The 23,248-nt window shown below is 49.2% G+C and carries 22 protein-coding genes and 1 tRNA gene; 20 read left to right on the top strand and 3 right to left on the bottom strand.

Features of this window, described 5'->3' with window-relative positions; all coding sequences use genetic code 11:
* The first annotated feature begins 383 nt into the window (after positions 1 to 383).
* From tilS to KRX19_08450, 5 genes are read left to right on the top strand one after another with little or no spacing between them, the layout of a single operon-like run.
* Complete coding sequence (gene tilS, locus KRX19_08470) at positions 384 to 1,679, top strand: tRNA lysidine(34) synthetase TilS (GenBank protein ID MBV7435055.1); 1,296 nt, start codon at positions 384 to 386, stop codon at positions 1,677 to 1,679.
* Between the two features lie 2 nt (positions 1,680 to 1,681).
* Positions 1,682 to 3,316, top strand: a complete 1,635-nt coding sequence (locus KRX19_08465) for a CTP synthase (GenBank protein ID MBV7435054.1) — start codon at positions 1,682 to 1,684, stop codon at positions 3,314 to 3,316.
* 32 nt (positions 3,317 to 3,348) lie between these two features.
* On the top strand, positions 3,349 to 4,632 hold the full coding sequence (gene eno / locus KRX19_08460) for a phosphopyruvate hydratase (GenBank protein ID MBV7435053.1): 1,284 nt from the start codon (positions 3,349 to 3,351) through the stop codon (positions 4,630 to 4,632).
* A 6-nt stretch (positions 4,633 to 4,638) separates the two neighbouring features.
* Entirely contained in the window at positions 4,639 to 5,112 is a 474-nt protein-coding gene (locus KRX19_08455) for a septum formation initiator family protein (protein ID MBV7435052.1), read from the top strand.
* Positions 5,113 to 5,118: 6 nt separating this feature from the next.
* A complete protein-coding gene (locus tag KRX19_08450; GenBank protein MBV7435051.1) occupies positions 5,119 to 6,978 on the top strand; it encodes an ABC transporter ATP-binding protein/permease in 1,860 nt (619 codons plus the stop codon).
* Between the two features lie 151 nt (positions 6,979 to 7,129).
* On the opposite strand, the gene KRX19_08445 is transcribed toward KRX19_08450, so the two are convergent.
* From KRX19_08445 to infA, 3 genes are all read right to left on the bottom strand, one after another.
* Complete coding sequence (locus KRX19_08445; protein MBV7435050.1) at positions 7,130 to 7,549, bottom strand: hypothetical protein; 420 nt, start codon at positions 7,547 to 7,549, stop codon at positions 7,130 to 7,132.
* A gap of 25 nt (positions 7,550 to 7,574) precedes the next feature.
* The gene (locus KRX19_08440; GenBank protein MBV7435049.1) at positions 7,575 to 7,931 is read right to left on the bottom strand and encodes a metalloregulator ArsR/SmtB family transcription factor; all 357 of its coding nucleotides are present in this window, start codon (positions 7,929 to 7,931) and stop codon (positions 7,575 to 7,577) included.
* Positions 7,932 to 8,059: 128 nt separating this feature from the next.
* Positions 8,060 to 8,278: a translation initiation factor IF-1 gene (infA, locus tag KRX19_08435; GenBank protein MBV7435048.1), complete on the bottom strand. Its 219-nt coding sequence runs from the start codon at positions 8,276 to 8,278 to the stop codon at positions 8,060 to 8,062.
* 143 nt (positions 8,279 to 8,421) lie between these two features.
* Here infA and gcvT point away from each other — a divergent pair, with 143 nt between their 5' ends.
* From gcvT to KRX19_08360, 15 genes are all read left to right on the top strand, one after another.
* Complete coding sequence (gene gcvT / locus KRX19_08430) at positions 8,422 to 9,531, top strand: glycine cleavage system aminomethyltransferase GcvT (protein ID MBV7435047.1); 1,110 nt, start codon at positions 8,422 to 8,424, stop codon at positions 9,529 to 9,531.
* A 73-nt stretch (positions 9,532 to 9,604) separates the two neighbouring features.
* Positions 9,605 to 10,318, top strand: a complete 714-nt coding sequence (gene cysE, locus KRX19_08425; GenBank protein MBV7435046.1) for a serine O-acetyltransferase — start codon at positions 9,605 to 9,607, stop codon at positions 10,316 to 10,318.
* Entirely contained in the window at positions 10,311 to 11,438 is a 1,128-nt protein-coding gene (locus KRX19_08420; protein MBV7435045.1) for a cysteine desulfurase, read from the top strand. The genes cysE and KRX19_08420 overlap by 8 nt, the downstream gene beginning before the upstream one ends.
* Positions 11,435 to 11,761: an iron-sulfur cluster assembly accessory protein gene (locus KRX19_08415; protein ID MBV7435044.1), complete on the top strand. Its 327-nt coding sequence runs from the start codon at positions 11,435 to 11,437 to the stop codon at positions 11,759 to 11,761. Before KRX19_08420 ends, KRX19_08415 begins: the two co-directional genes overlap by 4 nt.
* 36 nt (positions 11,762 to 11,797) lie before the next feature.
* On the top strand, positions 11,798 to 12,850 hold the full coding sequence (locus KRX19_08410) for a DUF2333 family protein (GenBank protein ID MBV7435043.1): 1,053 nt from the start codon (positions 11,798 to 11,800) through the stop codon (positions 12,848 to 12,850).
* A 4-nt stretch (positions 12,851 to 12,854) separates the two neighbouring features.
* Positions 12,855 to 13,868 (top strand): hypothetical protein, encoded by a 1,014-nt coding sequence (locus tag KRX19_08405; protein MBV7435042.1) that lies wholly within the window; start codon positions 12,855 to 12,857, stop codon positions 13,866 to 13,868.
* A 106-nt stretch (positions 13,869 to 13,974) separates the two neighbouring features.
* Positions 13,975 to 14,061, top strand: a tRNA-Leu gene (locus KRX19_08400).
* A gap of 337 nt (positions 14,062 to 14,398) precedes the next feature.
* Complete coding sequence (locus KRX19_08395; protein ID MBV7435041.1) at positions 14,399 to 16,093, top strand: urocanate hydratase; 1,695 nt, start codon at positions 14,399 to 14,401, stop codon at positions 16,091 to 16,093.
* A gap of 100 nt (positions 16,094 to 16,193) precedes the next feature.
* Positions 16,194 to 17,528, top strand: a complete 1,335-nt coding sequence (locus KRX19_08390; GenBank protein ID MBV7435040.1) for a hypothetical protein — start codon at positions 16,194 to 16,196, stop codon at positions 17,526 to 17,528.
* 8 nt (positions 17,529 to 17,536) lie between these two features.
* Entirely contained in the window at positions 17,537 to 19,078 is a 1,542-nt protein-coding gene (gene hutH / locus KRX19_08385; protein MBV7435039.1) for a histidine ammonia-lyase, read from the top strand.
* Positions 19,075 to 20,043, top strand: coding sequence for a formimidoylglutamase (gene hutG, locus KRX19_08380; protein MBV7435038.1), 969 nt, complete (start codon positions 19,075 to 19,077; stop codon positions 20,041 to 20,043). The genes hutH and hutG overlap by 4 nt, the downstream gene beginning before the upstream one ends.
* An 84-nt stretch (positions 20,044 to 20,127) precedes the next feature.
* The gene (gene hutI / locus KRX19_08375; protein ID MBV7435037.1) at positions 20,128 to 21,363 is read left to right on the top strand and encodes an imidazolonepropionase; all 1,236 of its coding nucleotides are present in this window, start codon (positions 20,128 to 20,130) and stop codon (positions 21,361 to 21,363) included.
* Entirely contained in the window at positions 21,356 to 21,949 is a 594-nt protein-coding gene (locus tag KRX19_08370) for an O-methyltransferase (GenBank protein MBV7435036.1), read from the top strand. The genes hutI and KRX19_08370 overlap by 8 nt, the downstream gene beginning before the upstream one ends.
* A 167-nt stretch (positions 21,950 to 22,116) precedes the next feature.
* Complete coding sequence (locus KRX19_08365) at positions 22,117 to 22,584, top strand: hypothetical protein (GenBank protein ID MBV7435035.1); 468 nt, start codon at positions 22,117 to 22,119, stop codon at positions 22,582 to 22,584.
* A 121-nt stretch (positions 22,585 to 22,705) separates the two neighbouring features.
* A complete protein-coding gene (locus tag KRX19_08360; GenBank protein ID MBV7435034.1) occupies positions 22,706 to 23,164 on the top strand; it encodes a hypothetical protein in 459 nt (152 codons plus the stop codon).
* The last annotated feature ends 84 nt before the right edge of the window (positions 23,165 to 23,248 follow it).

Here is a 23,248-nt window from a genome sequence, read left to right as displayed (position 1 = left end):
TACGTTTACGTGTAGCAGGTTCAAGCCAGACATACATACCCAAACACTTTTGGGATTCCCTGTATGACATCGTTTGCTCTACCAGACTATGCAGGCTTCGCTAATACCCTAGATGAAAGTTAAAATGGAACTGAGGTTGGTTATGCTCCACAAGTGAAGAATTTAAAGTATTGTTTTACTAGTGATGGCTCTATTTGGAACACATACAAAACTGACCGTATAAGTGCCTTACGCTTAAAATTGCAACTTCTAGTTAGCGGGAGTGAAATACAATACAAAGCCAATGCGTTCTAAAGCTAATTAGTTTTATTTTAAATATTGCGTATAGGTAGTTTGAACAGTACTGTATGCTGCACTTTTACAGTTGGATAGTTAATTAAGCAATGCTTACTTTGGATGATGATTTTTGGGATTGGCAAGAGGCTTTCTGTCCTTCTCACTACCTGCTTGCACTCAGTGGAGGGTTAGATAGTGTCGTCCTATTGCATTTACTTATTCAAGAGAAAGAAAAGCTAACTGCGCCAATTGGGGTTTGCCATGTGAATCATGGGTGGGCAGAAGAAGCGGATCATTGGGTAATTTTTTGCTCAAATCTATGCGCTCATCACAGTATTCCCTTTTCTTTGGTTCACTTGGATTTATCAGCTCAATCTGATAGTGGGCGTGAGGCTCAAGCAAGACTTGCACGCTATGACGCCTTGAGAAAGAGACTGCGTTTGCGCGGTGTTTTACTCACGGCACACCATGAGGATGATCAAGCTGAAACGTTCCTTTTGCAATTGTTGCGTGGTGCTGGCGTAGCTGGATTGGCGGCCATGCCAAGCCGTAAGGTATTTGGGCAAGGTGAGCACTGGCGTCCTCTTTTACCGTATTCTCGTGAAAACTTGCATGCCTATGCTATAAAAAATGACCTGCGCTGGATAGATGACCCTAGTAATGCAGATATCCGCTACAAAAGAAACTTTTTGCGTCATAAGGTAATGCCGGTCATTAGCGAAGGATTTCCTAATGCTGCGCATCAAATTGCACGTAGTACTAATTGGTTGGCTGAGACAAAAGTCTTACTTGATGAGGCTGCGGATGCTTATCTGGAAAATGATCTATTTGCTGCATTGGATTGGGATAAAGTAAAGAAGATCAGTGCTGAGTGGCAGAAAACGGTGATAAGGCGTTGGTTGCAGCGGCAGGGTTTGCGTGTGCCAGGGCACCTACGTCTAGAAGAATTGTTGCGTCAAATCACCGAGGGTAGTGGCTATGCTGAATTGGTGTACGATGGCGTTGTGCTTTTTTACTACCGGGATAAGTTAGCTGTTATTGATCACATTGAACCTGAAGCAGCACCGGAATTTAGCAATAATACTGACTGGAAAGGTATTGGCCGGTTAGTTGTCCAGATGGGAGAAGGGATGGATTACCAACAGTGGCGGTGGTCTTTGTATCCACCTGGTGCAAATTTTCAGCCAGATGGGGCTAGCCATCGTAAGCCACTGAAAGATTGGTTTCAGAAAGCTGGTATTCCACCTTTAATACGTAGGCGTACACCATTGTTATGGTGCAATGGTGAGCTGGCTTGGGTGGGCGGTATTGGCGTTGCAGATAAATTTCAAGGGTTGGTGATTGACTGGCAAAAAATACCATTTTCTGCTAATATCGCGCCTACTTTACAGGCCTCGGACTGACCATGACCAAGTTTATTTTCGTGACCGGCGGTGTCGTTTCCTCATTGGGAAAAGGCATCGCCGCAGCTTCTTTGGGAGCAATCTTAGAATCACGCGGTTTCCGCGTGACAATGATCAAACTCGATCCTTATATCAACGTTGACCCGGGCACGATGAGCCCTTTCCAACATGGTGAAGTATTTGTTACCCATGATGGAGCAGAAACTGATTTGGATCTTGGGCATTATGAACGTTTTGTGCGCATGCGCGCGACCAGATTCAACAACTGTACGACAGGGCGGATTTATTCCGAAGTCATCCGCAAGGAGCGCCGAGGTGATTACCTGGGGGCTACAGTACAGGTAATTCCACATATTACCGATGCAATTAAATCCTATGTACTTCGTGCTGCAGAAGGATCAGATATCGCAATGGTTGAGATCGGTGGTACCGTTGGTGATATAGAGTCCTTACCATTTATGGAGTCTATTCGCCAGTTAGGTACTCAGCTAGGCCGCAAGCGCAGTATGTTTATTCACTTGACATTACTGCCTTATATTCCAGCTGCAGGTGAACTGAAAACCAAGCCGACTCAGCACTCAGTCAAAGAGCTGCGTTCAATCGGTATTCAACCTGATATGTTGATTTGCCGTGCTGACCGCGATATTCCCGAAGAAGAACGCCGTAAAATAGCTTTGTTTACCAATGTACCGGCTGAAGCTGTGGTTGCTGGTTTGGATGTCAAAAATATCTATGAAATTCCATTGCTCTATCACCGCCAGGGCGTTGACCAGTTGGTGATGGATCACTTTGGCTTGGATGCAAAACCAGCTGACCTTTCCCAGTGGGAGAGGGTCATGCATGCTATCGAGAACTTCGATGGTGAGGTGACCATTGCGATGGTCGGCAAATATGTCGACTTGACAGATGCTTATAAGTCGCTTAACGAAGCACTTTACCATGCTGCTATTCACTGTGGTAAAGCAGTGAAAATTCGTTTCATTGACTCAGAAGATTTATATCGCCAGGGCGTATCAATGCTTGAAGGTGTGGACGGTATCGTTGTACCAGGTGGCTTTGGTAACCGTGGTATTGATGGCAAATTGCTTGCTGTACGCTACGCCCGAGAAAACAAAATTCCATATCTCGGCATTTGCTTGGGTATGCAAATTGCTGTCATTGAGTATGCACGTAATGTGCTGGGCATTGAAGGTGCCGGTAGTACTGAGTGGGATAACAAGGTCGAAGAGCCCGTGATTGCATTGGTCAATGAATGGGTGAATGAGCGCGGTGAAAAAGAAGAGCGCAGTGAAAATAGCGATCTTGGTGGCACGATGCGCCTTGGCGCGTTGCCTGCCCGCTTGAAGTCAGGCAGCCGCGTAGCGCAGATTTATGGTGCTGAAATTATTAATGAGCGTCACCGTCATCGCTATGAAGTGAACAGTAATTATGAAAAGCGGCTTGAAGCTGCTGGTTTGCGGATTTCAGGTCGTTCGGAAGATAACGGGCTCGTGGAAATAGTTGAGCTTCCAGACCATCCGTGGTTCATCGCATGTCAATCACATCCAGAGTTCACATCGACACCGCGTGACGGACATCCGTTATTCCGCTCATTTGTCAATGCTGCAATAGAGTATCAACACAGGCTTGGCGAATAATTCACCGTGCCTTTAATTCAAGGAGTCTAACCATGAGTAACACTATCGAACGTATCCAGGCGCTGGAAATTCTCGATTCACGCGGTAATCCGACCTTACAGGTCATTGCCGTATTAACTGATGGCAGCAAAGGTATTGCAGGTGTGCCTTCAGGTGCATCAACTGGTTCACGTGAAGCACTTGAATTGCGTGATGGTGATAAGGCGCGATTTGGCGGCAAAGGTGTGACCAAAGCAGTTGCACACGTCAATGAAAAAATTGCACCAGCACTGAAAGGTAAGTCAATTGATGATCTACGCAGCCTTGATAAGGTTATGATTGATCTTGATGGCAGTGAGAATAAGGACGTCCTCGGTGCAAACGCTATTTTGGGTGTATCTTTGGCACTTGCGCATGCGAAAGCAAATGCTGAAGGTAAGGGCTTGTATGAAATTCTTGGTGACAGCCACACCTTGCCAGTCCCCATGATGAACATCATCAACGGCGGTGAGCATGCTGATAACTCTGTAGATATTCAGGAGTTTATGATCATGCCGGCCGGTTTTGATTCTTTCCATGATGCACTGCGTGCTGGTGCTGAAATTTTCCATGCACTGAAAAAAGTGCTCAATGATCGTGGTTTGGCGACTGCAGTTGGTGATGAAGGTGGTTTCGCACCTGATCTGCCATCTAACGAAGCTGCGTTGGAGATCATCATGGAAGCCATCGATAAAGCAGGCTACAAGGCTGGCGAGCAAGTATTCCTCGCACTTGATGCTGCAGCTTCTGAATTCTATAAAGATGGTAAGTACGTTCTTGCCTCAGAAAACAAGAGCTATACCAGCGAAGAATTTGTTGATTACTTAGCAGACTTGTCTGACCGTTATCCGATTGTCTCAATTGAAGACGGCCTTGATGAAAGTGACTGGGATGGCTGGAAAGTTTTGACTGAAAAGCTTGGCGACAAAATCCAGTTGGTTGGTGACGATCTTTATGTGACCAACACCCGTATTTTCAAAGAAGGTATTGATAAGGGCATTGCTAATGCCATTCTGATCAAGCCTAACCAGATTGGCTCATTGAGTGAAACCCTTGATGCGATCAAGATGGCTGATGACGCTGGCTATGCTGCAATCGTCTCACACCGCTCTGGTGAAACCGAAGATACCACAATTGCTGATATTGCTGTTGCAACAACCGCGACGCAAATCAAGACTGGTTCACTGTGCCGTTCAGATCGTGTTGCAAAGTATAACCGCCTCCTGACTATCGAAGCAGAACTTGGTGACAAGGCACGCTACGCGGGTAAAGCCGGTTTACTTGGCAAGATTAAGTAAGTACGAATGAAACGAGCGGTGCTATATGGTCTGATGCTGTTGATCATTGCTGCGCTGGTGTGGCTCAACTATTATTTGTGGGTCACACAGCATGAAAAAAAGCAGAGTATTGAAGGTTTGCAGACTCAGATCCAATTGCATCAGTCAGAAAATAAATCGCTAGCTGATCGTAATGATGCCTTGTTGGTCGAAGTGGAAAACCTCCGCTCACCAGATGCGTATTTTGCGTACGAAGAAAAGGCGCGTGAAGATTATGGCATGATCGGGCAAAATGAAACGTATTTCGTATTGCCCGATAGTGAGCTGGCAAGCTTACCTGATGTGCCTGGGTTAGCGCCAGATCCAGTTGCAATTTTAAATCCTGATCAGTCATCGATTGAGCTGGAATCTATTGAAACTAATGCCGGGGGCGTGCCTGCGACGACAGAAATTCTCCCGGTCACACCATTACCGTTACAGCTGGAGTCAATTCAAGAGTAATAACTCATGTTGCGATTTTTTGAGCGTCTGACGCGACCATTCCCGCCTATTCATGACGAGCAACCGCCAAACCGGTTGCTCGCTTTTTGTTTGCATTACACAAAAGGCTTTAAGCGTTTCATTGCGGTTTTGACTGTGATCAGTGCCATGCAAGGTGCACTCGAAGTAATGCTGTTTTCCTTTATGGGCGATATCGTTAATTGGCTCAGTGGATATGATCGCGATACTTTTCTTGCGCAAGAGTCCGCAACCTTGTGGAAAATGGGCTTGGTCGTATTGGTCGCTTTGCCACTTCTAACACTTGCAAGCTCAGTATTGCGGCATCAGTCTTTGATGGGCAATTTCCCGATGGCTATACGCTGGCGTATGCATCGCCACTTGCTCAGGCAAAGCATGGCATTCTATCAGGATGAATTTGCGGGGCGCGTCGCGACCAAAGTTATGCAAACAGCGCTTGCAGTGCGAGAGTTGTTGCTTAAAGCAGCCGATTTGTTTGTTTATATCAGCGTCTATTTTCTGACTATGTTGCTGTTACTGGCGCAGATGAATTGGCTGCTGATGATTCCGATCGTCATTTGGTTCGTACTTTATGTATCTATCCAATGCTATTTCGTCCCTCGCCTCAAGCGCGTCTCACAGCTTCAGGCTGATGCGCGTTCTACGATGACAGGGCGTATCGTCGATGCGTATACCAATATTGCGACAGTCAAATTATTTGCCCATACTGAGCGAGAAGCTGATTATGCGCAGCGTTCGATGTCGTCATTTTTGCACACCGTTTACCGTCAATTTCGCCTCGTCACAGGGCTGGATTTCTGTATTGACTTCATCAATTACTTACTGACGTTCAGTATTGCCGCACTGGGGATTGCATTGTGGATTAATGAATCATTGAGTGTTGGCGCATTGGCTGTAGCTGTGGCAATGGCACTACGGATCAATAGTATGTCGCACTGGGTTCTGTGGGAAATTAGCGGGCTATTTGAAAACCTTGGCACAGCGATGGATGGCATGCAGACTTTGTCGCAGCCGACTTTGGTCCAAGATAAGAAAGATGCCAAAGCACTTGAGGTGACAAAAGGTACGATAGATTTCGAGCAAGTCAGCTTTCATTACCATGGCGCTCATAGCGAAGAACGTAAACCACCTGCAGTGCTTGATAATCTATCTTTGAGTATTAAGGCGGGGGAGAAGATTGGCTTGGTCGGGCGCAGTGGCGCCGGTAAATCCACTTTGGTCAATTTACTGCTGCGTTTCTACGATATTCAATCCGGGAAAATTAGCATAGACGGGCAGAATATTGCCGATGTGACGCAGGAAAGTCTGCGTCGTCATATTGCGATGGTGACCCAAGATACTTCCTTATTGCATCGCTCTGTGCGAGACAATATTCTTTACGGGCGACCTGATGCCAGTGAGGCTGAATTGCAGCAAGCTCTACGCGATGCTGAGGCACATGATTTTATTGATCACTTAACTGATCCACAGGGAAATAAAGGCCTGGATGCTCAAGTTGGTGAACGCGGAGTCAAGCTTTCGGGCGGCCAGCGGCAGCGAATCGCAATAGCACGGGTCTTATTAAAGAATGCCCCTATTCTGATTTTGGACGAAGCAACCTCAGCACTTGATAGTGAAGTAGAAGCAGCGATACAGTCGAGCTTGAACCGTTTGATGCAGGGTAAAACCGTCATTGCCATCGCTCACCGTTTATCAACGATTGCGGCGATGGATAGGTTGGTGGTGATGGATAGTGGGCGGATTATTGAAATGGGTACACATGCTGAACTGCTCAAACAGGGCGGCGTTTATGCGCAGCTGTGGGCGAGGCAGACTGGCGGGTATCTTGGTGAGGATAGTGGTGTTTAGAAGCGTGTGATAGTTATCAAGTTTTTAGGCATCATGTGGTGCTGCATTTTTCCGTGCCAGCCGTACCCAATTTATAAAAACTGACTTACAAAATGCAAAAAGCCCGAATAATCGGGCTTTTTGCATATCTATATCAATAGAGTTGCGTAGTTTAGCTCACTACTTCCACCGGGCCATGGTCATCACAGTGGTCACCATGTGGGTGGTGAAGGCGGCCATTGACGAGGTAGTCAACGTGGTCACCATGTGGGACGGCTTCATGACCGCAATCCGGACCATGAGTATGGTCAGCTGTATGGCAGCCTTGAGCGTTGTCTTCTGCGCAGTCGCAGCTGCAATCGTTGCTGCAGTCGCAATCACAACCAGCGACACAGCCACAAGCCTTGGGCTGGGTGCAATCTGCTGGATTAGTGCTGTCGACTTCGAGCTTATGCTCGTCTACATGGTCGGCATGTGGGTGATGAAGGTGGCCGTCGTGCAGGTAGTCGATGTGGTCATTGTGCTTGATCGCAGTGTGCTCGCAATCTTTGCCGTGAGTGTGAGGATGATTATCGTGGGTATTGCAGCTCATGTTTATGCTCCTGAAGTATTTTGGATTATTGACTGTAGTGCTGTGCGTGCTCTATAGCGTTGCGCACAATCGTAACGATATGGTCGTCTTTTAAACTGTAAAAAATATGTTTGGCATCGCGTCGTTTGTTGACCAGCCCTGCATCGTGGAGCTTTTTAAGGCGCATCGAAACAGTATTTGTTTTATCACCAAGGCGTTTAGCGAGTGCTGAAACACAGCTTTCGCCACCTTCGTGCAAGAGTATAAGTATGCTTAGTCTAGCCGTATCAGCCATAGCACTAAGGATGGTGACGGTATTTTCAAGGACGTCATCATTAATGCTGCTTAGTGTATTGATGTTGTGTTCATCAGCTTGGCAATCAGGTTGTTCTAGTTTCATCATTACAACATGTGTTGAATTGTTGGTTTATTATAGGCTTTATTGAGTGGGATGCAACCAAAAAGCGTGACTTTTCGATAATAAAAAAGCAGCCGTATGGCTGCTTGAGATCTAAACTGTAACGTTAGAATTTATTTTTCGCGGAAAACAATACGTCCTTTGGTTAAGTCATAAGGGGTCATTTCAACTTTGACTTTATCACCAGTGAGGATGCGGATGTAGTGTTTACGCATTCTGCCAGAGATATGAGCGTTAATCTGATGACCATTTTCCAATTCGACGCGAAACATGGTGTTAGGTAGGGTTTCGATGACGGTGCCCATCATCTCAATATTTTCTTCTTTGGACATGTATTCCTGTTTAAAGTTAGATAAAACGGCGCGATTTTAACAACTTGCAGCGCAGTATTCAAGGTAATGCTGATTTTCTGACCATATGCCGCACAACATAAACCATGATAGGCTATGCACAATGAAAAATAAGGAGTGATTGAATGTCTGATCTAGCGAAAACAGCATTATATGACTGGCACGTGGCACATGGTGCGAAGATGGTTGGTTTTGCAGGCTATGCGATGCCTGTGCAGTATGCTGAGGGTATCGTCAAAGAGCACCAATGGACGCGCGAACACGCAGGGCTTTTTGATGTCTCACACATGGGGCAAATTCTCGTTACAGGTGATGCTGTCGCTGAGGCGCTGGAAAAGCTGTTACCAATTGATGCACTGGGCTTGGCAGTAGGCCAGCAGCGTTATGCACTCTTGACCAATGCACAAGGCACTATTGATGACGATCTAATGGTCACCCGCCGCACCGATGACTTTTATTTGGTGGTGAATGCTGCGTGTAAAGATAATGATTTTGCGAAACTGCGCGATGGTTTGCAGGGTTGCGATGTGCAGTGGTGGGCGGATCGCGCCTTGCTCGCGCTGCAAGGTCCTGAGGCTGTTGCTGTGCTGAGTGAGCTGAATCCTGCAGTGGCTGAGCTGGGCTTTATGCGCGGTGGTGAGTTTGACTTGCTTGGCAAGCCTTGTTGGGTAAGTCGTTCGGGTTATACAGGCGAGGACGGCTTTGAGTTGTCGGTGCCTAACGAGATTGCGGCAAAGCTTGCTGATCAATTACTCGCTGATGAAAGGGTGAAGCCGATTGGCTTGGGCGCGCGCGACAGTTTGCGCCTTGAAGCAGGGCTGTGTCTGTACGGCAATGATATTGATACGACGACGACTCCTGTCGAGGCCGGACTTCTATGGGCGATTCAAAAAGTACGTCGTCCGGGGGGCGAGCGCGCAGGTGGGTATACCGGTGCGGATGTTATCGCTGAGCAGATCGAGCATGGTGCGCCGCGCAAGCGCGTGGGGTTGCGTATTGATGGACGTGTACCGGTACGTGCTGGCGCAAAAATAGAGGATCTTGATGGTAAGACCGTTGGTGAAGTAACCAGTGGTGGCTTTGGTGCGACGGTTAATGGGCCTGTTGCTATGGGTTACCTTGATCGTGATGTGGCAGAAGCCAATCCTGAAGAATTGTTTGCGATGGTGCGCAACAAGGCAATCAAAGTTTCGATTGCGCCATTGCCGTTTGTGAAAAAGGATTATAAGAAGTGAGCCTAACTGAGCTCTTGAGATTGTGCCTGTTTGACGCCATAACTTTGGACCTGGCTACGTTGGACAATATGGCATGAAATGGTATCAATACATTAAGGAAGACTTTGCAGTGGTGCGCGAACGCGACCCCGCGACGCAGAGTGCATGGGCAATTTTGACGCTACATACCGGTTTTTGGGCGGTGGCAAGCTATCGCTTGCAGCATGCGTTATGGCACAGCGGCTGGCGCTGGCTGGCACGGTTTCTCGCCAATTTGTCGCGCTGGCTGACTGGCGTTGAATTGCATCCTGCTGTAAAAGCAGGGCGAAGGCTGTTTATTGACCATGGCATGGGTATTGTGATTGGAGAGACGTCTGAATTAGGCGATGACGTCAGTATCTATCAGGGTGTAACGCTTGGTGGCACGTCCTGGGCGCAACACAAGCGCCATCCGACGATTGGCAACGACGTCATTATTGGTGCAGGCGCTAAGGTGATCGGTGCGATTTTTGTCGCCAATCATGCCCGAGTCGGCTCGAATGCTGTGGTAGTTAAAGACGTGCCCGAGCGTAGCACTGTGGTCGGGATTCCGGCAAAAGTGGTCGGTGAGGATAAAGCTGCGCGTGAGCCATCACAGCGCCGAGCCGATTGTGATCGTTTTGAGGCTTATGCACAAAGCAGTGATATTGCTGACCCAATCATGAACTTGCTCAATCAGCTCAATGAACGTATTTGCATTCTTGAAGATGAAAATACACGGCTGAAAAAAGCGCGTCTGACCGATCAATCGGAACATAAAAATGACTGATATTGCTTACTTTGATTACGCTGCGATGACGCCGGTTGATCCTCGGGTTGCTGGCGTTCTGCGTGAGGCTTTTGAGCAAATGCCGGTTGGTAATGCTGGTGCGACGCATCAGCGTGGGCTAGCAGCGCGAGCACGGATTAACCATGCGCGAGAAGAATTTGCCACTGCGATTGGTGCTGATCCGCGTGAGATCGTTTTTACCAGTGGCGCCAGTGAGGCCGATAACCTTGCCATCAAAGGTGCGTTGACTTACCACGGCGCCAAAAATCCACGCCTGATCACCATGCAAACTGAGCACAAGGCAATTCTTGACCCAGCGGCTATTATGGCCAAGCAGGGCGTTGAAGTAGTTGTATTACCGCCTTTGCGCAATGGTTTGGTTGATATGGCTGCGCTCGATGCGGCACTGGCTGAAAAGCCGACCACGTTGGTCAGTATCATGGCGGTGAATAATGAAACCGGGGTGATACAGCCAATTGCCGAGATAGCCGAGCGCGTTCATGCAGCGGGAGCTAAATTGCACGTCGATGCTGCACAAGCACCAGGGCGCATTGCAGTGAATATGCAGGATTGGCAAGCTGATATGGTCAGCTTTGCAGCGCAGAAAATTTTTGGCCCACAGGGCATTGGCGCGCTGTATGTGCGGCGTTTGCCAAAAATGCGCTTGCAAGCGCAGATGCATGGTGGTGGTCAGGAGCGCGGTATGCGTTCCGGGACTCTACCCATCGCGCTGATTTTGGCTTTTGCTGAAGCAATGAAGCTGGCCGTTGCAGAGCGTGAAGCGCGTAATGCCGTAGTCGAAACCCTGCACAAGCAATTGATTGATCAATTGCCGCCTCCAATGGCGCTGAACAGCGATGCACCTTGCGTACCACACATTATCAATATTCATACCGGCTTACCCGTTGCCCAAGTCTTGGCATTGGCAGACGCTGCTGGTTTGGCACTGTCTGCTGGGTCAGCGTGTTCATCAGGCGGCGAAGGTTCGCACGTTTTGCAGGCAATGGGGCTCGGTGAGCGAGCAAGCCAAAGTGTGCGCATTACACTCTCACATTTGACCAGCTCCGCTGAACTCGCTAGGCTGATTGATTTCCTCACTAAATTGGAAGGGCAGCAATGATACATTTAACACCGGAAGCCGTTGCCCGGGTAAAAAAGCACCTCACCAAGCGTGGTGAAGGCATCGGCGTACATGTGGACGTCGTGAGATCGGGATGCTCAGGCTATTCTTATCATATTGACTTTATTGATAGCATTGGTGAAGATCAGTTGGCCTTTGCGCAGGACGGTTTTCAAGTTGTGGTTGATAAAGAAGATATCGCCTTGCTCGAAGGCTTGGAATTGGCAGTTAAAAAACAGGGATTGAATGAGTTTTTTGCCTTCAATAATCCACAGGCAACCGCGACTTGCGGCTGCGGTACCAGTTTTAGCGTTTCTGGCTAAACCTTAAAATACAATATTCAGATTAGGAGAAAATCCATGACAGTCGCCTCACGCTCCAAAATTGGTGCGAAAAAAGTCGTCGATGCTTATAAACCAAGCACATGGCGCAATAAAGGCTGGGGATGGCGCATATTCATGCTGCTGTTCACGCTCGGCATCATCATTGGCTTATTGATGTTTTGGTGGAGCAGCGAGCCGAAGCAATTTGATGTCCAGGAAGCACGTACTGCGTACCTTGCTGAAGGGCAGGAGCCGGTTGTTGGGTCTGCGGTTACGGGCACGACTATTGCCATCATTGATACCCTGCTCGATAAGCCCGGCGGCTTTACCATGAACGATAAATTACCGCCCGGATTGCTGATGGATAACATCCCTTCGTGGGAGTGGGGCGTGCTCAAGCAATTGCGCGAAGTCACATTTGCGATGCGCAATGATTTCAGCCGTTCGCAGTCACAGTCAGCACAAATGAAAGCGCTGGAAACAGCCGAAAGTAATCTGCGCAATGATGCCAGCAAGTGGATCTTGCCTAGCCCCGAAAGCAAATACAGCGAAGCGCGCGACTTACTCAAGCAATACGGCCAAGGTATCGCTGATTTGAAAAACAGTCAGGCACAATTCTATGCCCGCGCCGACAACTTGGTCAGTTACCTCGATTTAGCTAACAAGACCATGGGTGATCTCACTCAGCGCCTTGGGGCGAGTGTTGGTGATGTAGTCATGGATATCGATCAGCAAAGTGACGACACCGATGCTTCGACCAAAGCACCGGTTGCGCAGAACGCACGGACGCCGTGGATGCAGCTCGATAATATCTTCTACGAAGCGCGTGGTTACAGCTGGGCCTTGTTGCTTGAGCTGAAAGCGATCCGTATTGATTTTGCCAAGACGCTGAAAAGCAAAAACGCTTTGGCCTCGCTAGATCAAATCATCGCTGAGTTGGAAAAAGCACAAAAACCGGTTTGGAGCCCGATTATTCTCAACGGTCGTGGGTTTGGCTTTACCGCTAACCATTCGTTGGTCATGGCATCGTATCTTTCACGTGCGAATGCCGCGATTACTGACCTCAAGCAGCTGCTGAGAAATGGGTAACACTATGTGTAAAAAGATTTTTCGTGGTGCAGTATTGGCCGTCTCACTGGCGGTTAGTAGTTATGGTTTAGCGGCGGATCAAGCACCAAAAAATATCAGCGATGCGCTCAATATTTTGGTCGGTGCATATAACGGCGCGGCCAAAGCTGCTGCTGAAAACAGTGGCACAACCGTAGAAACCATTGACCGTAAAGATTTGCAGCCTTTGGAAAATACGCTGGTTCGTTACCAAAGTGAGCTACAGAAGATGGTCAAAGCGGATGGTGAGATTGATATCCGGGAGCTTGGCCGTTTTTTGAACCGCTTGCAAAGTGAGAACCAAGGCTCAGTTAGCTACGACTTTGCTCAAGCACTGCGTGCGCTCAATGGATTATCGCCCGGAGACAATCCACAAGAACTGCTCAATCAGCGTGTCATTGATGAATTGGTTGATGCCGCGAGAAGTGAGGAGTTGAAACAAGAACTGGGTCAGGCCGCACCTTATTTGGGTGCACTACTACAGCTTGGTAGCCAGATTAATGACGACTTGAGCCAAAATGTTCGAGAAAATAGCGCGGCACTTAGCGCACAAGTTCAGGCGCTAAAAGCGCTGGCTGAGCGTTATCAAGCAAAGCCGGGGCTTGAGCAGGACGTGAACGTTGCAGCCGCACAATTGAAAGTGCTTTACGCCGATCAAGCGCTGGGTAAGCCTTTTGATGAACAAGCAGCGGACAATGCGATAGCAACCCTTACGCAGTTAGAGCAGCGTGTCATCACCGCCGAGCCGCACACACTCTCTACCGAAACGTATGACAATCTGCTGCTGCCGTTGGCTGCACTGGGTCAGCCATTTACTGAGCAGCATCGTCAGTGGCAAGAGCTGCGTGCGATCAGCCTGCGAGAAGCACCTCGTGCACCGGTAAGTGGTGGTTTTGATGCGCCGACGCGCAAGCTGCTGGATGCGTTGAACTACGATGAGTTGCCACCGCATGTACAAGCTGAGCTACTCAAGCGCTTGAATGTGACCACTACTGAGTAAATAACTTCACTGGAAAAGCTGTTGTTATCTGAAGCTGACAACAGCTTTTTGCGATAAGGATTGACGTATTCGATCCTTATCGCTATTATGCCCCGCTTCACATCCTGCCCGGATGGCGAAATTGGTAGACGCAAGGGACTTAAAATCCCTCGGATTAACCTCCGTGCCGGTTCGAGTCCGGCTCCGGGCACCATCATTCTCTCTGGCTTCAGCCCAAAAAATCGCACCAAAAGCTTTTATCACTATAGACTCTTGCATCTGTCGCAATTTTTTTTGCTTTGTAACATTACGTGTACACAGCTAACGTTGTCTTCTCGTTGTAAATCACCTTTTCTCTAACGTCGCATTTAGCCTGAGTGTATTGGCAAAATAAGTGGTGCACGTTATTTGCTGGCAGAGCGTGGTTGCGCCTATGTTATTCCTCTCATATTTAGATTGATTCACAACTATCTGAGTCAAATAATAGTTGCACTCACTTACTATTGGGTTTATATTTGTCTATACAAATTTAATAACTCAAGGTGAAGATGATGTCCGGTAATAATCCCCGTATTGATGAAAGCCGTGTGATTAAAGCACCGCGTGGCAGTGAGCTGACCTGCAAAAACTGGCTGATCGAAGCAGCTTACCGCATGATTCAGAATAATCTTGATGATGAAGTGGCGGAAAATCCGCAGCATTTGGTCGTGTACGGCGGTATCGGTCGTGCGGCGCGTAATTGGCAGTGCTTTGACCGGATTTTGGAATCACTGGAAAATCTTGAGGAAGACGAAAGCTTGCTGGTGCAGTCTGGTAAGCCGGTTGGCGTATTCAAAACCCACACGGATGCACCACGGGTACTGATTGCCAATTCCAACCTCGTACCGAAATGGGCGAACTGGTCGCACTTTAATGAGCTGGACCGCAAGGGCTTGTTCATGTACGGGCAGATGACCGCTGGTAGCTGGATTTATATCGGTTCGCAGGGCATTGTTCAGGGGACTTACGAGACATTTGCTGAAGCAGGGAGACAGCATTTTGGTGGCGACTGGTCTGGCAAGTGGATTCTAACCGCAGGTTTGGGTGGCATGGGCGGCGCACAGCCGCTTGCAGCGACCTTTGCCGGTGCGGTATCGCTTAATATTGAATGCCAGCAGTCGAGCATTGATTTCCGCTTGCGCACTCGTTACGTCGATATGCAGGCCGATGATCTTGATCATGCGCTGAAACTGGTCAAAGAATATTGCGACAAGGGTGAGGCAGTGTCGATTGCTTTGCTCGGTAATGCGGCTGAGGTATTGCCGGAAATCGTCAAGCGCGCCAAGGCTGGTGGCTTGATGCCGGATTTGGTCACCGACCAAACTTCCGCGCACGACTTAATTAATGGTTACTTGCCGATTGGCTGGACGGTCGAGCAGTGGAAAGCGGCACAGGCTGATGAGTCACAGCACGACAAATTGACCCAAGACGCGGCAAAATCGTGTGCGCAGCACGTTCAGGCAATGCTTGATTTGCAGGCGATGGGTGCAAAAGCAGTTGATTATGGCAACAATATTCGTCAGGTCGCTTATGACGAGGGCATCAGTAATGCCTTTGATTTCCCCGGCTTCGTGCCAGCCTACATTCGCCCGTTGTTCTGTCAGGGTAAAGGGCCATTCCGCTGGGTTGCACTTTCTGGCGACCCGGAAGACATCTACAAAACTGACCAAAAGATCAAAGAATTGTTCCCTGAAAATGAGCACGTCCATCGCTGGCTGGATATGGCAAAAGAGCGCATTAGCTTCCAAGGCTTGCCGTCGCGTATTTGCTGGCTCGGCTTGGGTGAACGTCACCTTGCCGGTATGGCATTTAACGAGATGGTCAAAAATGGCGAGCTGAAAGCGCCGATTGTGATTGGTCGCGATCACCTCGATACCGGTTCAGTCGCCAGCCCTAACCGTGAAACCGAATCCATGCACGATGGTACTGACGCGGTATCGGATTGGCCACTGCTCAATGCCTTGCTCAATACTGCAGGCGGCGCAACGTGGGTCTCTTTGCATCACGGTGGCGGGGTTGGCATGGGTTACTCGCAGCACAGCGGCATGGTTATTGTGGCTGATGGTAGCGATGAAGCGGAGCTGCGCCTCGCTCGCGTACTGGTGAACGATTGTGGTAGTGGCGTGATGCGCCATGCGGATGCCGGCTATGAATTGGCGGTTGAGACGGCGCAAAAATTTGGCCTCAAATTACCAATGATTGACTGATTGTATGTAGTGGGTAGATTTTGGCTATAGGTATATTATGTATTGTTAATATTATCCGCTACAATCTATCCCTTTAGGCAATCATCAAGGGGAAACCAGCATGAGTGAGCACACAACCATCAATCGCAGTGGCGCGATCAAGGCGATCATCGGTAGCCTCATCGGCATATTGGTCTTTTTTATTCCTTTACCGACTGGAGATGGCGGTAGCAAAATTCCGCTGGTATCTATTATCGGGGCGGTGAAAGGGGCGGTCAGTGGCGTATTGCCGTATGTGGTACTGCTGATTTTATTTTTGCTTTGCGTCAGTTGGCTGCTGTTCTTGCGCAAGCAACCCGAGCGTCTGCAGAAGTTCCACCGTAAGGACAACTGGTTGGTCGGTACGCTGTTTATCATTGCCTTGTTTATCGACATTCTGCTGGTCTTTAATATCGGGCCGGACTGGCTGCTGAATAAAGATGTTGGCGGGTTGGTGCTGTATTTGAGTGGTAGCGTGTTACTGACTGTGACCATCGCTGGTTTCTTCGTCGTTTTCCTGACCGAGTTCGGCTTCCTCGAATTTCTTGGTACGCTGCTTGAGCCGCTGATGCGTCCGCTTTATCGTTTGCCGGGGAACTCGGCGGTCGATGCGATTACCTCGTTTGTTTCAGCTGCAGCGGTGGGTATCTTCTTTACCAATCGATTGTATGAACGCGGCACTTATACTCAGCGTGAAGCGGCAGCGGTAGCGAGTAGTTTCAGTATTTGCAGCCTTGGCTTTTTCGCCGTACTTGCCGACACTGCCAATATCATCGACTACCTGCCGTACATGATTATCGTGTCGTTCATCGTCAACTTCCTGCTTGCCGCGATTATGGTGCGCATCCCGCCACTGTCGCGTAAAAAGGATATTTATATTGATGGCAGCAAACAGGATTTAAGCCAGCGCGAAGAACACCACGACCATATTTTTGTCCGTGCTTGCAAAGCTGCCGCCGCACGTGGTGCAAAAGTCCAGATGAAAGACATGTGGCGCGGTGGTGCGGATGCATTGGGCTTTGGCGTCAAAATCGTTGCTTATGTCGTATCGATTGCAACCATTGCGCTATTGATCGCCACTTATACCGAAACCTTTAACTACCTCGGAAAAATCGTTGAGCCATACATTGCCTTAATGCAACTGCCTAATCCGGAAGCAATTGCGCCTACGGTGCTGATCTCAATCTCGGAAATCCTCTTGCCAGCGGTGCTGATTGCCGGTAGTGAAGCCTCGCAAATGGCAGCGTTTTTCGTCTGTACCCTGACTACCGTGCAAATCATTTTCTTCACTGAAAGTGCTAATGCGATGCTTGAATCAAGCATTCCACTCAAACTAATCGACTTACTGGTAATTTTCTTGTTGCGCACACTGATCGGCATTCCGCTGGTTGCGCTCGCAACGCATATTATTTTTTAGGAGATGACATGATAACTCTCGTACCCGAACAACTGACGCTGGCGCAGCTGCGCGCTATTTGGCAAGCACCACAACAAGTTGAGCTCGATGCTGCTGCTTATGACGCTATCGACGCCTCGCACGCTGTGCTGGCTGAAATCATCGGGCGCGACAAAAGTGCGTACGGCATCAATACCGGCTTTGGTCTGCTTGCCAAAACGCGCATCAGTGCCGACCAGCTCGAACTGCTGCAACGCAACCTGATTTTGTCGCACTCGGTCGGTACGGGGGATTATCTTGACGACAATGTTGTACGCCTGATTATCGCCATGAAAGCGGCGAGCCTCGCACGCGGATATTCCGGCGTGCGCCGTGTGGTCATTGACGGGCTACTGGCGCTGCTCAATCATGGCATCATGCCATTGATACCCGCGAAAGGTTCGGTTGGCGCATCGGGCGACCTCGCGCCGCTCTCGCACATGACGCTGGCACTGATTGGCGAAGGCAACGTGCGTGTCAATGGCGAGATCAAGCCAGCGACCGAAGCGCTGGGTTCGGTCGGGCTTGAGCCGGTCACGCTTGCCGCCAAAGAAGGACTGGCGTTGATTAACGGCACACAAGTCAGTACCGCATTGGCATTGCAAGGCTGGTTCCTCGCTTGCGACCTGCTCGAAGCGACCACCGCCATCGGCGCATTGTCGATTGACGCTGCGAAGGGCAGTGATGCGCCGTTTGATCCGCGTATCCATGCCGTGCGCGGACACCACGGGCAAATCCAGCTTGCGCAAGCCTACCGCGATCTGCTCAAAGGCAGCGCCATCCGTGCCTCGCACCAAAATGACTGCTGCGACCGCGTGCAAGACCCATATAGCCTGCGCTGCCAGCCGCAAGTCATGGGCGCGTGTCTCGACCTGATTAATCAGGCAGGGCGCACCTTATTGATTGAAGCCAATGCCGTTACCGATAACCCGCTCATTTTTGATGAAGACGGCGCAGTTGCACTGTCGGGCGGGAATTTCCACGCCGAACCGGTTGCCTTTGCTGCCGATACCCTCGCGCTGGCGATTGCCGAAATTGGCGCACAATCCGAGCGCCGCATTGCCCTGTTGATTGACGCTACCTTATCCGGCTTGCCGGCATTTCTGGTCAAAAATGCCGGCGTCAATTCCGGCTTCATGATTGCTCACGTCACCGCCGCTGCACTTGCTTCGGAAAACAAAGGACTGGCGCATCCGTCGAGCGTTGACAGCTTGCCGACCTCGGCCAATCAGGAAGACCATGTATCAATGGCGACCTACGCCGGCCGCCGCCTCTACGACATGGCGCAGAACACCGCCGCCATCGTTGCGATTGAATATTTGGCAGCAGTGCAGGGCGTTGATTTCCACGCACCACTCACCACCGCCGAACCGCTGCAACAAGTACACGCCTTATTACGCGAACAGGTCGAGCATTACCACTGCGACCGCCTGTTCGCCCCCGACATCGAAGCCGCCAAACAACTGGTGTTGAGCGGCAAACTCGCCGCCAACTGGCAAGCCATCCGCCAAGATTGGTACGCCGTGTCATGAGGCCGTTTACGCCGGATAATTGGCAGGGGCGTATCGACGCCGAAGAAGGCGAACGCGGGCAGCGCTGGCATCAACAAGTATGCGCCGACGACGGTTCGCAGCCGCTGGTATTGCTCGGTTTTGCCTGCGATGCCGGTGTCGCGCGCAATCAGGGGCGCATCGGTGCGGCAGCGTCGCCGCCATTATTGCGCCGTGCATTGGCAGGGTTGCCTGCCTTGCCACAGCAAACCCTTGCTGACGCTGGCGACGTGGTATGCAGTGGCGATGACGATTTGGAAGCAGCACAAGAGCGCTTTGGTGACGCCGTTTGCACACGGTTAAAGGCGGGCAAAACCGTCATCGGACTTGGCGGCGGCCATGAAATTGCCTACGCCAGCTTTAGCGGTGTACGCGACTTTGCTGCTGCACAAGATGCGCCGCCGCGTATTGGTATCATCAACCTTGACGCGCATCTCGACATCCGCATCGACCACCGCCCCAGTTCCGGCACACCATTCCGGCAAATGGCGGAAGACTGTGCCGCTCGCGGTTGGGATTTTCACTACGCCTGTATTGGCGTCAGCCGCTACGCCAACACCGTCTCGCTGTTTGACCGCGCTGACGAACTCGGCGTGCAGTGGCTTGAAGACCGCGATTGTCATTTGGGTAACCGCACAGCAATGGCGCAATTTGTCGCTGACTTTATTGCCGACAAGGACGTGATTTACCTGACCCTTGATTTGGACGTATTGCCCGCTGCGGCTATGCCAGCGGTCAGTGCACCGGCGGCGTATGGCGTTGAGGTTGCCGTGATTGACTGGCTGTTGCGCGAGATTATTGCCAGTGGCAAAGTGCGTATGATGGACGTCGCCGAATACAATCCACGCTTCGACATCGACACGCGCGGCGCACGGGTTGCCGCACGTTTGCTGGCAACCGCGATTGAAGCACTACAGTCAAATTCCAGAAAAACAGTCACAGGGTAACCAAAAAATAAAAACAAGAACAATGCCTTGTTTTTATGTGCTGTAACCGTTTTTCTGGAGTTCCACTATATTTGAGGTAAGCAGATGAGCATCATTATCGACAGCGGCATGGCGCAATGGGACGCACTTTGGGTACATGCCAACATTGCCACCATGTATGGAGAAGAATACGGCATCATCGAAGATGGCGCGGTTGCGGTGCGTGACGGCAAAATCGCATGGGTAGGGCGCAGCGCCGACCTCGGCGATTACTATCAGGCGCAAATGGTGCATGATTGTAGCGGAAAATGGCTGACGCCGGGGCTGATTGATTGCCATACCCACATTGTTTATGGCGGCAACCGTAGCAATGAATTTGAAGCGCGGCTGAATGGCGTCGATTATGCCGAAATTGCCGCCAATGGCGGCGGTATCCTCGCAACCGTTAATGCCACCCGTAACGCGAGCGAGGACGAACTGTTTGCGCAAGCCTTGCCGCGCGTGCAAAGCCTGCTTGCCGAAGGCGTGACCACTTTGGAAATAAAATCCGGCTACGGACTGGATTTGGAAAGTGAACACAAAATGTTGCGCGTCGCGCGGCGTATCGAGCAGGAATTGCCGGTCAACGTGCGTACCACTTACCTCGCCGCACACGCCTTGCCCACTGAATACAAAGACCGTGCCGATGATTACGTCGATGCAGTATGCGAATGGATGCAGCCACTCGCCGCCGAAGGCTTGATTGATGCTGTGGACGGCTTTTGCGAACACCTTGCCTTTTCTGCGGCACAAATGCAGCGCGTTTTTGACGCAGCAAAAGCATTGGGTTTACCGGTCAAGCTACACGCCGAACAGCTCAGCGACCAGGGCGGTGCGGAACTCGTCGCCACCTACCACGGACTGTCCGCCGACCACCTCGAATACCTCAGTGACGACGGCATTGCCGCTATGGCAAAGCACGACACCGTAGCGGTACTGTCGCCGGGCGCGTTTTATACCCTGCGCGAAACACAATATCCGCCACTAGACGCCATGCGTGCCGCCGGACTACGTATTGCACTGGCGACCGACTGCAACCCCGGCACCTCACCACTGACCTCGCTGCTGTTGACCATGAACATGGGCTGCACCCTGTTCCGCATGACGCCACTCGAAGCACTGCAAGGCACGACCGTCCACGCCGCGCACGCCTTGGGCTTGGGTGAACACAAAGGCATCATCGCCCCCGGCTACGACGCCGACTTTGCCATCTGGCAAATCGACCGCCCGGCTGACCTCTCGTACATGATTGGTTTTAACCCGCTGGTACAGCGCGTGTGTAATGGTGAAATCAGTGACTGATGTAAGTCATGATTTCGCATCGCTATTGCGTGAACTGGAAGCGCAGGGCAGTGAAAATGATGCCCGTGCGCTAAACAAGGCTGAAAAATACCTCAATATCACCCGTGATACGGGTGAGTTTCTCGCCGTATTGGTCCAAGCGTGTAAAGCACAACACATTCTGGAAATTGGCACGTCCAATGGTTATTCAACCTTATGGCTGGCGTCTGCATTGCCATCGAATGGCAAAGTGACCACGATCGAATGTGATGCGCGCAAACTTGATGCGGCGCGGATCAATTTTGAACGTGCCGGATTGAAAGAGTTCATCGTGCAACTTGAGGGCGATGTTGCTGCATGCTTACCAACCTTGCAGCAAACTTATGACTTTATTTTTCTCGATGCCGACCGCAGTCAATACTTGCCTTTGGCAGAACAAATTTTTGCTTTGTTGGCTCAAGGCGGTCTGCTGGTGTGTGATAACGCTGTATCGCACCGCGATGAACTACAGCTATTTATTGCGTGGATAGAAAAACAGCCTGATTTGACGGTGTCGCTGGTACCGGTTGGTAAAGGCGAGTTGCTGGTACATAAAGCCAGTGTCTGAAATTAGCTGGCCATCAAATACTTATATTGGTACTAATCTCTAAAAAATAATCATAGTAAATCTTGTTAGTTTCTAATGGATATTTGACGGGCTGCATCTACACCTTTGCTTGACGCACTTGAGAATACAAACATACCTTAAAAATTATTGATAATCAGGAAAACAGTATGAGCAAGAAGATGGTAGATAAAGAAGAAGCATTTGACTTATTTCAGTATTGGCTTATGGACATGCCTGATGCAAAAGAAAGAATGATGAATAGACTACCAGCAGAAGTAAAAAAACAGCTTGATTATTCTGTTGAATCATTGGATGTTTTGGAAGCGTATCTACTAAGTCAGTATGCTAGCATTAATGAAATCAAACAAGAACCACCTGATATACTAAATGGTTACGCTATTTATGTGGGTGAAACTTTTAGAAAAGTAGCAAAGTATCTAACTAAAAGAGAGCCTATTATATGGAGTATTGAATTAGATGATACAGACGATGTTTTTTATAATTTACCTGTTATAGAAATAGGTGCTTATACTAACTTCCCAATGGGACTTGTCACTGCCAGTTTAGATAGAAGACGTGGTGACTATATTTCTACTGTTTTAAAGAATTTTCTCAAGAGAGCACAAAATACGTGATTTAACTTTCGCTTAAGCTGATTTAAATTCTATTATTTATTGCCTACTTAAAACTATTCATAGGGCTTGATGGTTCTTATTTCACTTACCGTACAAATTTATTGATAATCAGGAAAACAGTATGAGCAAGAAGATGGTAGATAAAGAAGAAGCATTTGATTTATTTCAGTATTGGCTTATGGATATGCCTGATGCGAAAGAAAGAATGATGGATAGACTGCCGGCAGAAGTCAAAAATCGGCTTGATTATTCTATTGAATCATTGGATATTTTAGAAGCGTATCTGCTCAGTCAGTATGCTAGCATTGATGAAATTGACCAAGAACCACCTGATATAATAAATGGATACGCAATTTATGTGGGTGAAACTTTTAGAAAAGTAGCAAAGTCTCTAACTAAAATAGAACCTACAAAATGGACTATTGAATTAGATGATACAGATAATGCTTATTATAATATCCCTATTATAAGACTAGGTGCTTATATTAAGTGTCCAATAACGCTTGTTACATCTAGTTTGGATAGAAGACGTGGAAATTATATTTCTAACATTTTAAAGAATTTCCTTGAGGATTCGTAAAATATCTCAGTTTCTTAGTGATGATATGGTTATTTTTGATAGCTCATTAATCTTGCGATATAAGTTTGGCTATAGTGCTTGGAG

Source organism: Cardiobacteriaceae bacterium TAE3-ERU3, from assembly GCA_019218315.1.
Taxonomy (GTDB): domain Bacteria; phylum Pseudomonadota; class Gammaproteobacteria; order Cardiobacteriales; family Cardiobacteriaceae; genus JAHUUI01.
The sequence above is the reverse complement of the archived record's forward strand: the minus strand, read 5'-3'. Positions and strand labels throughout refer to the sequence as shown.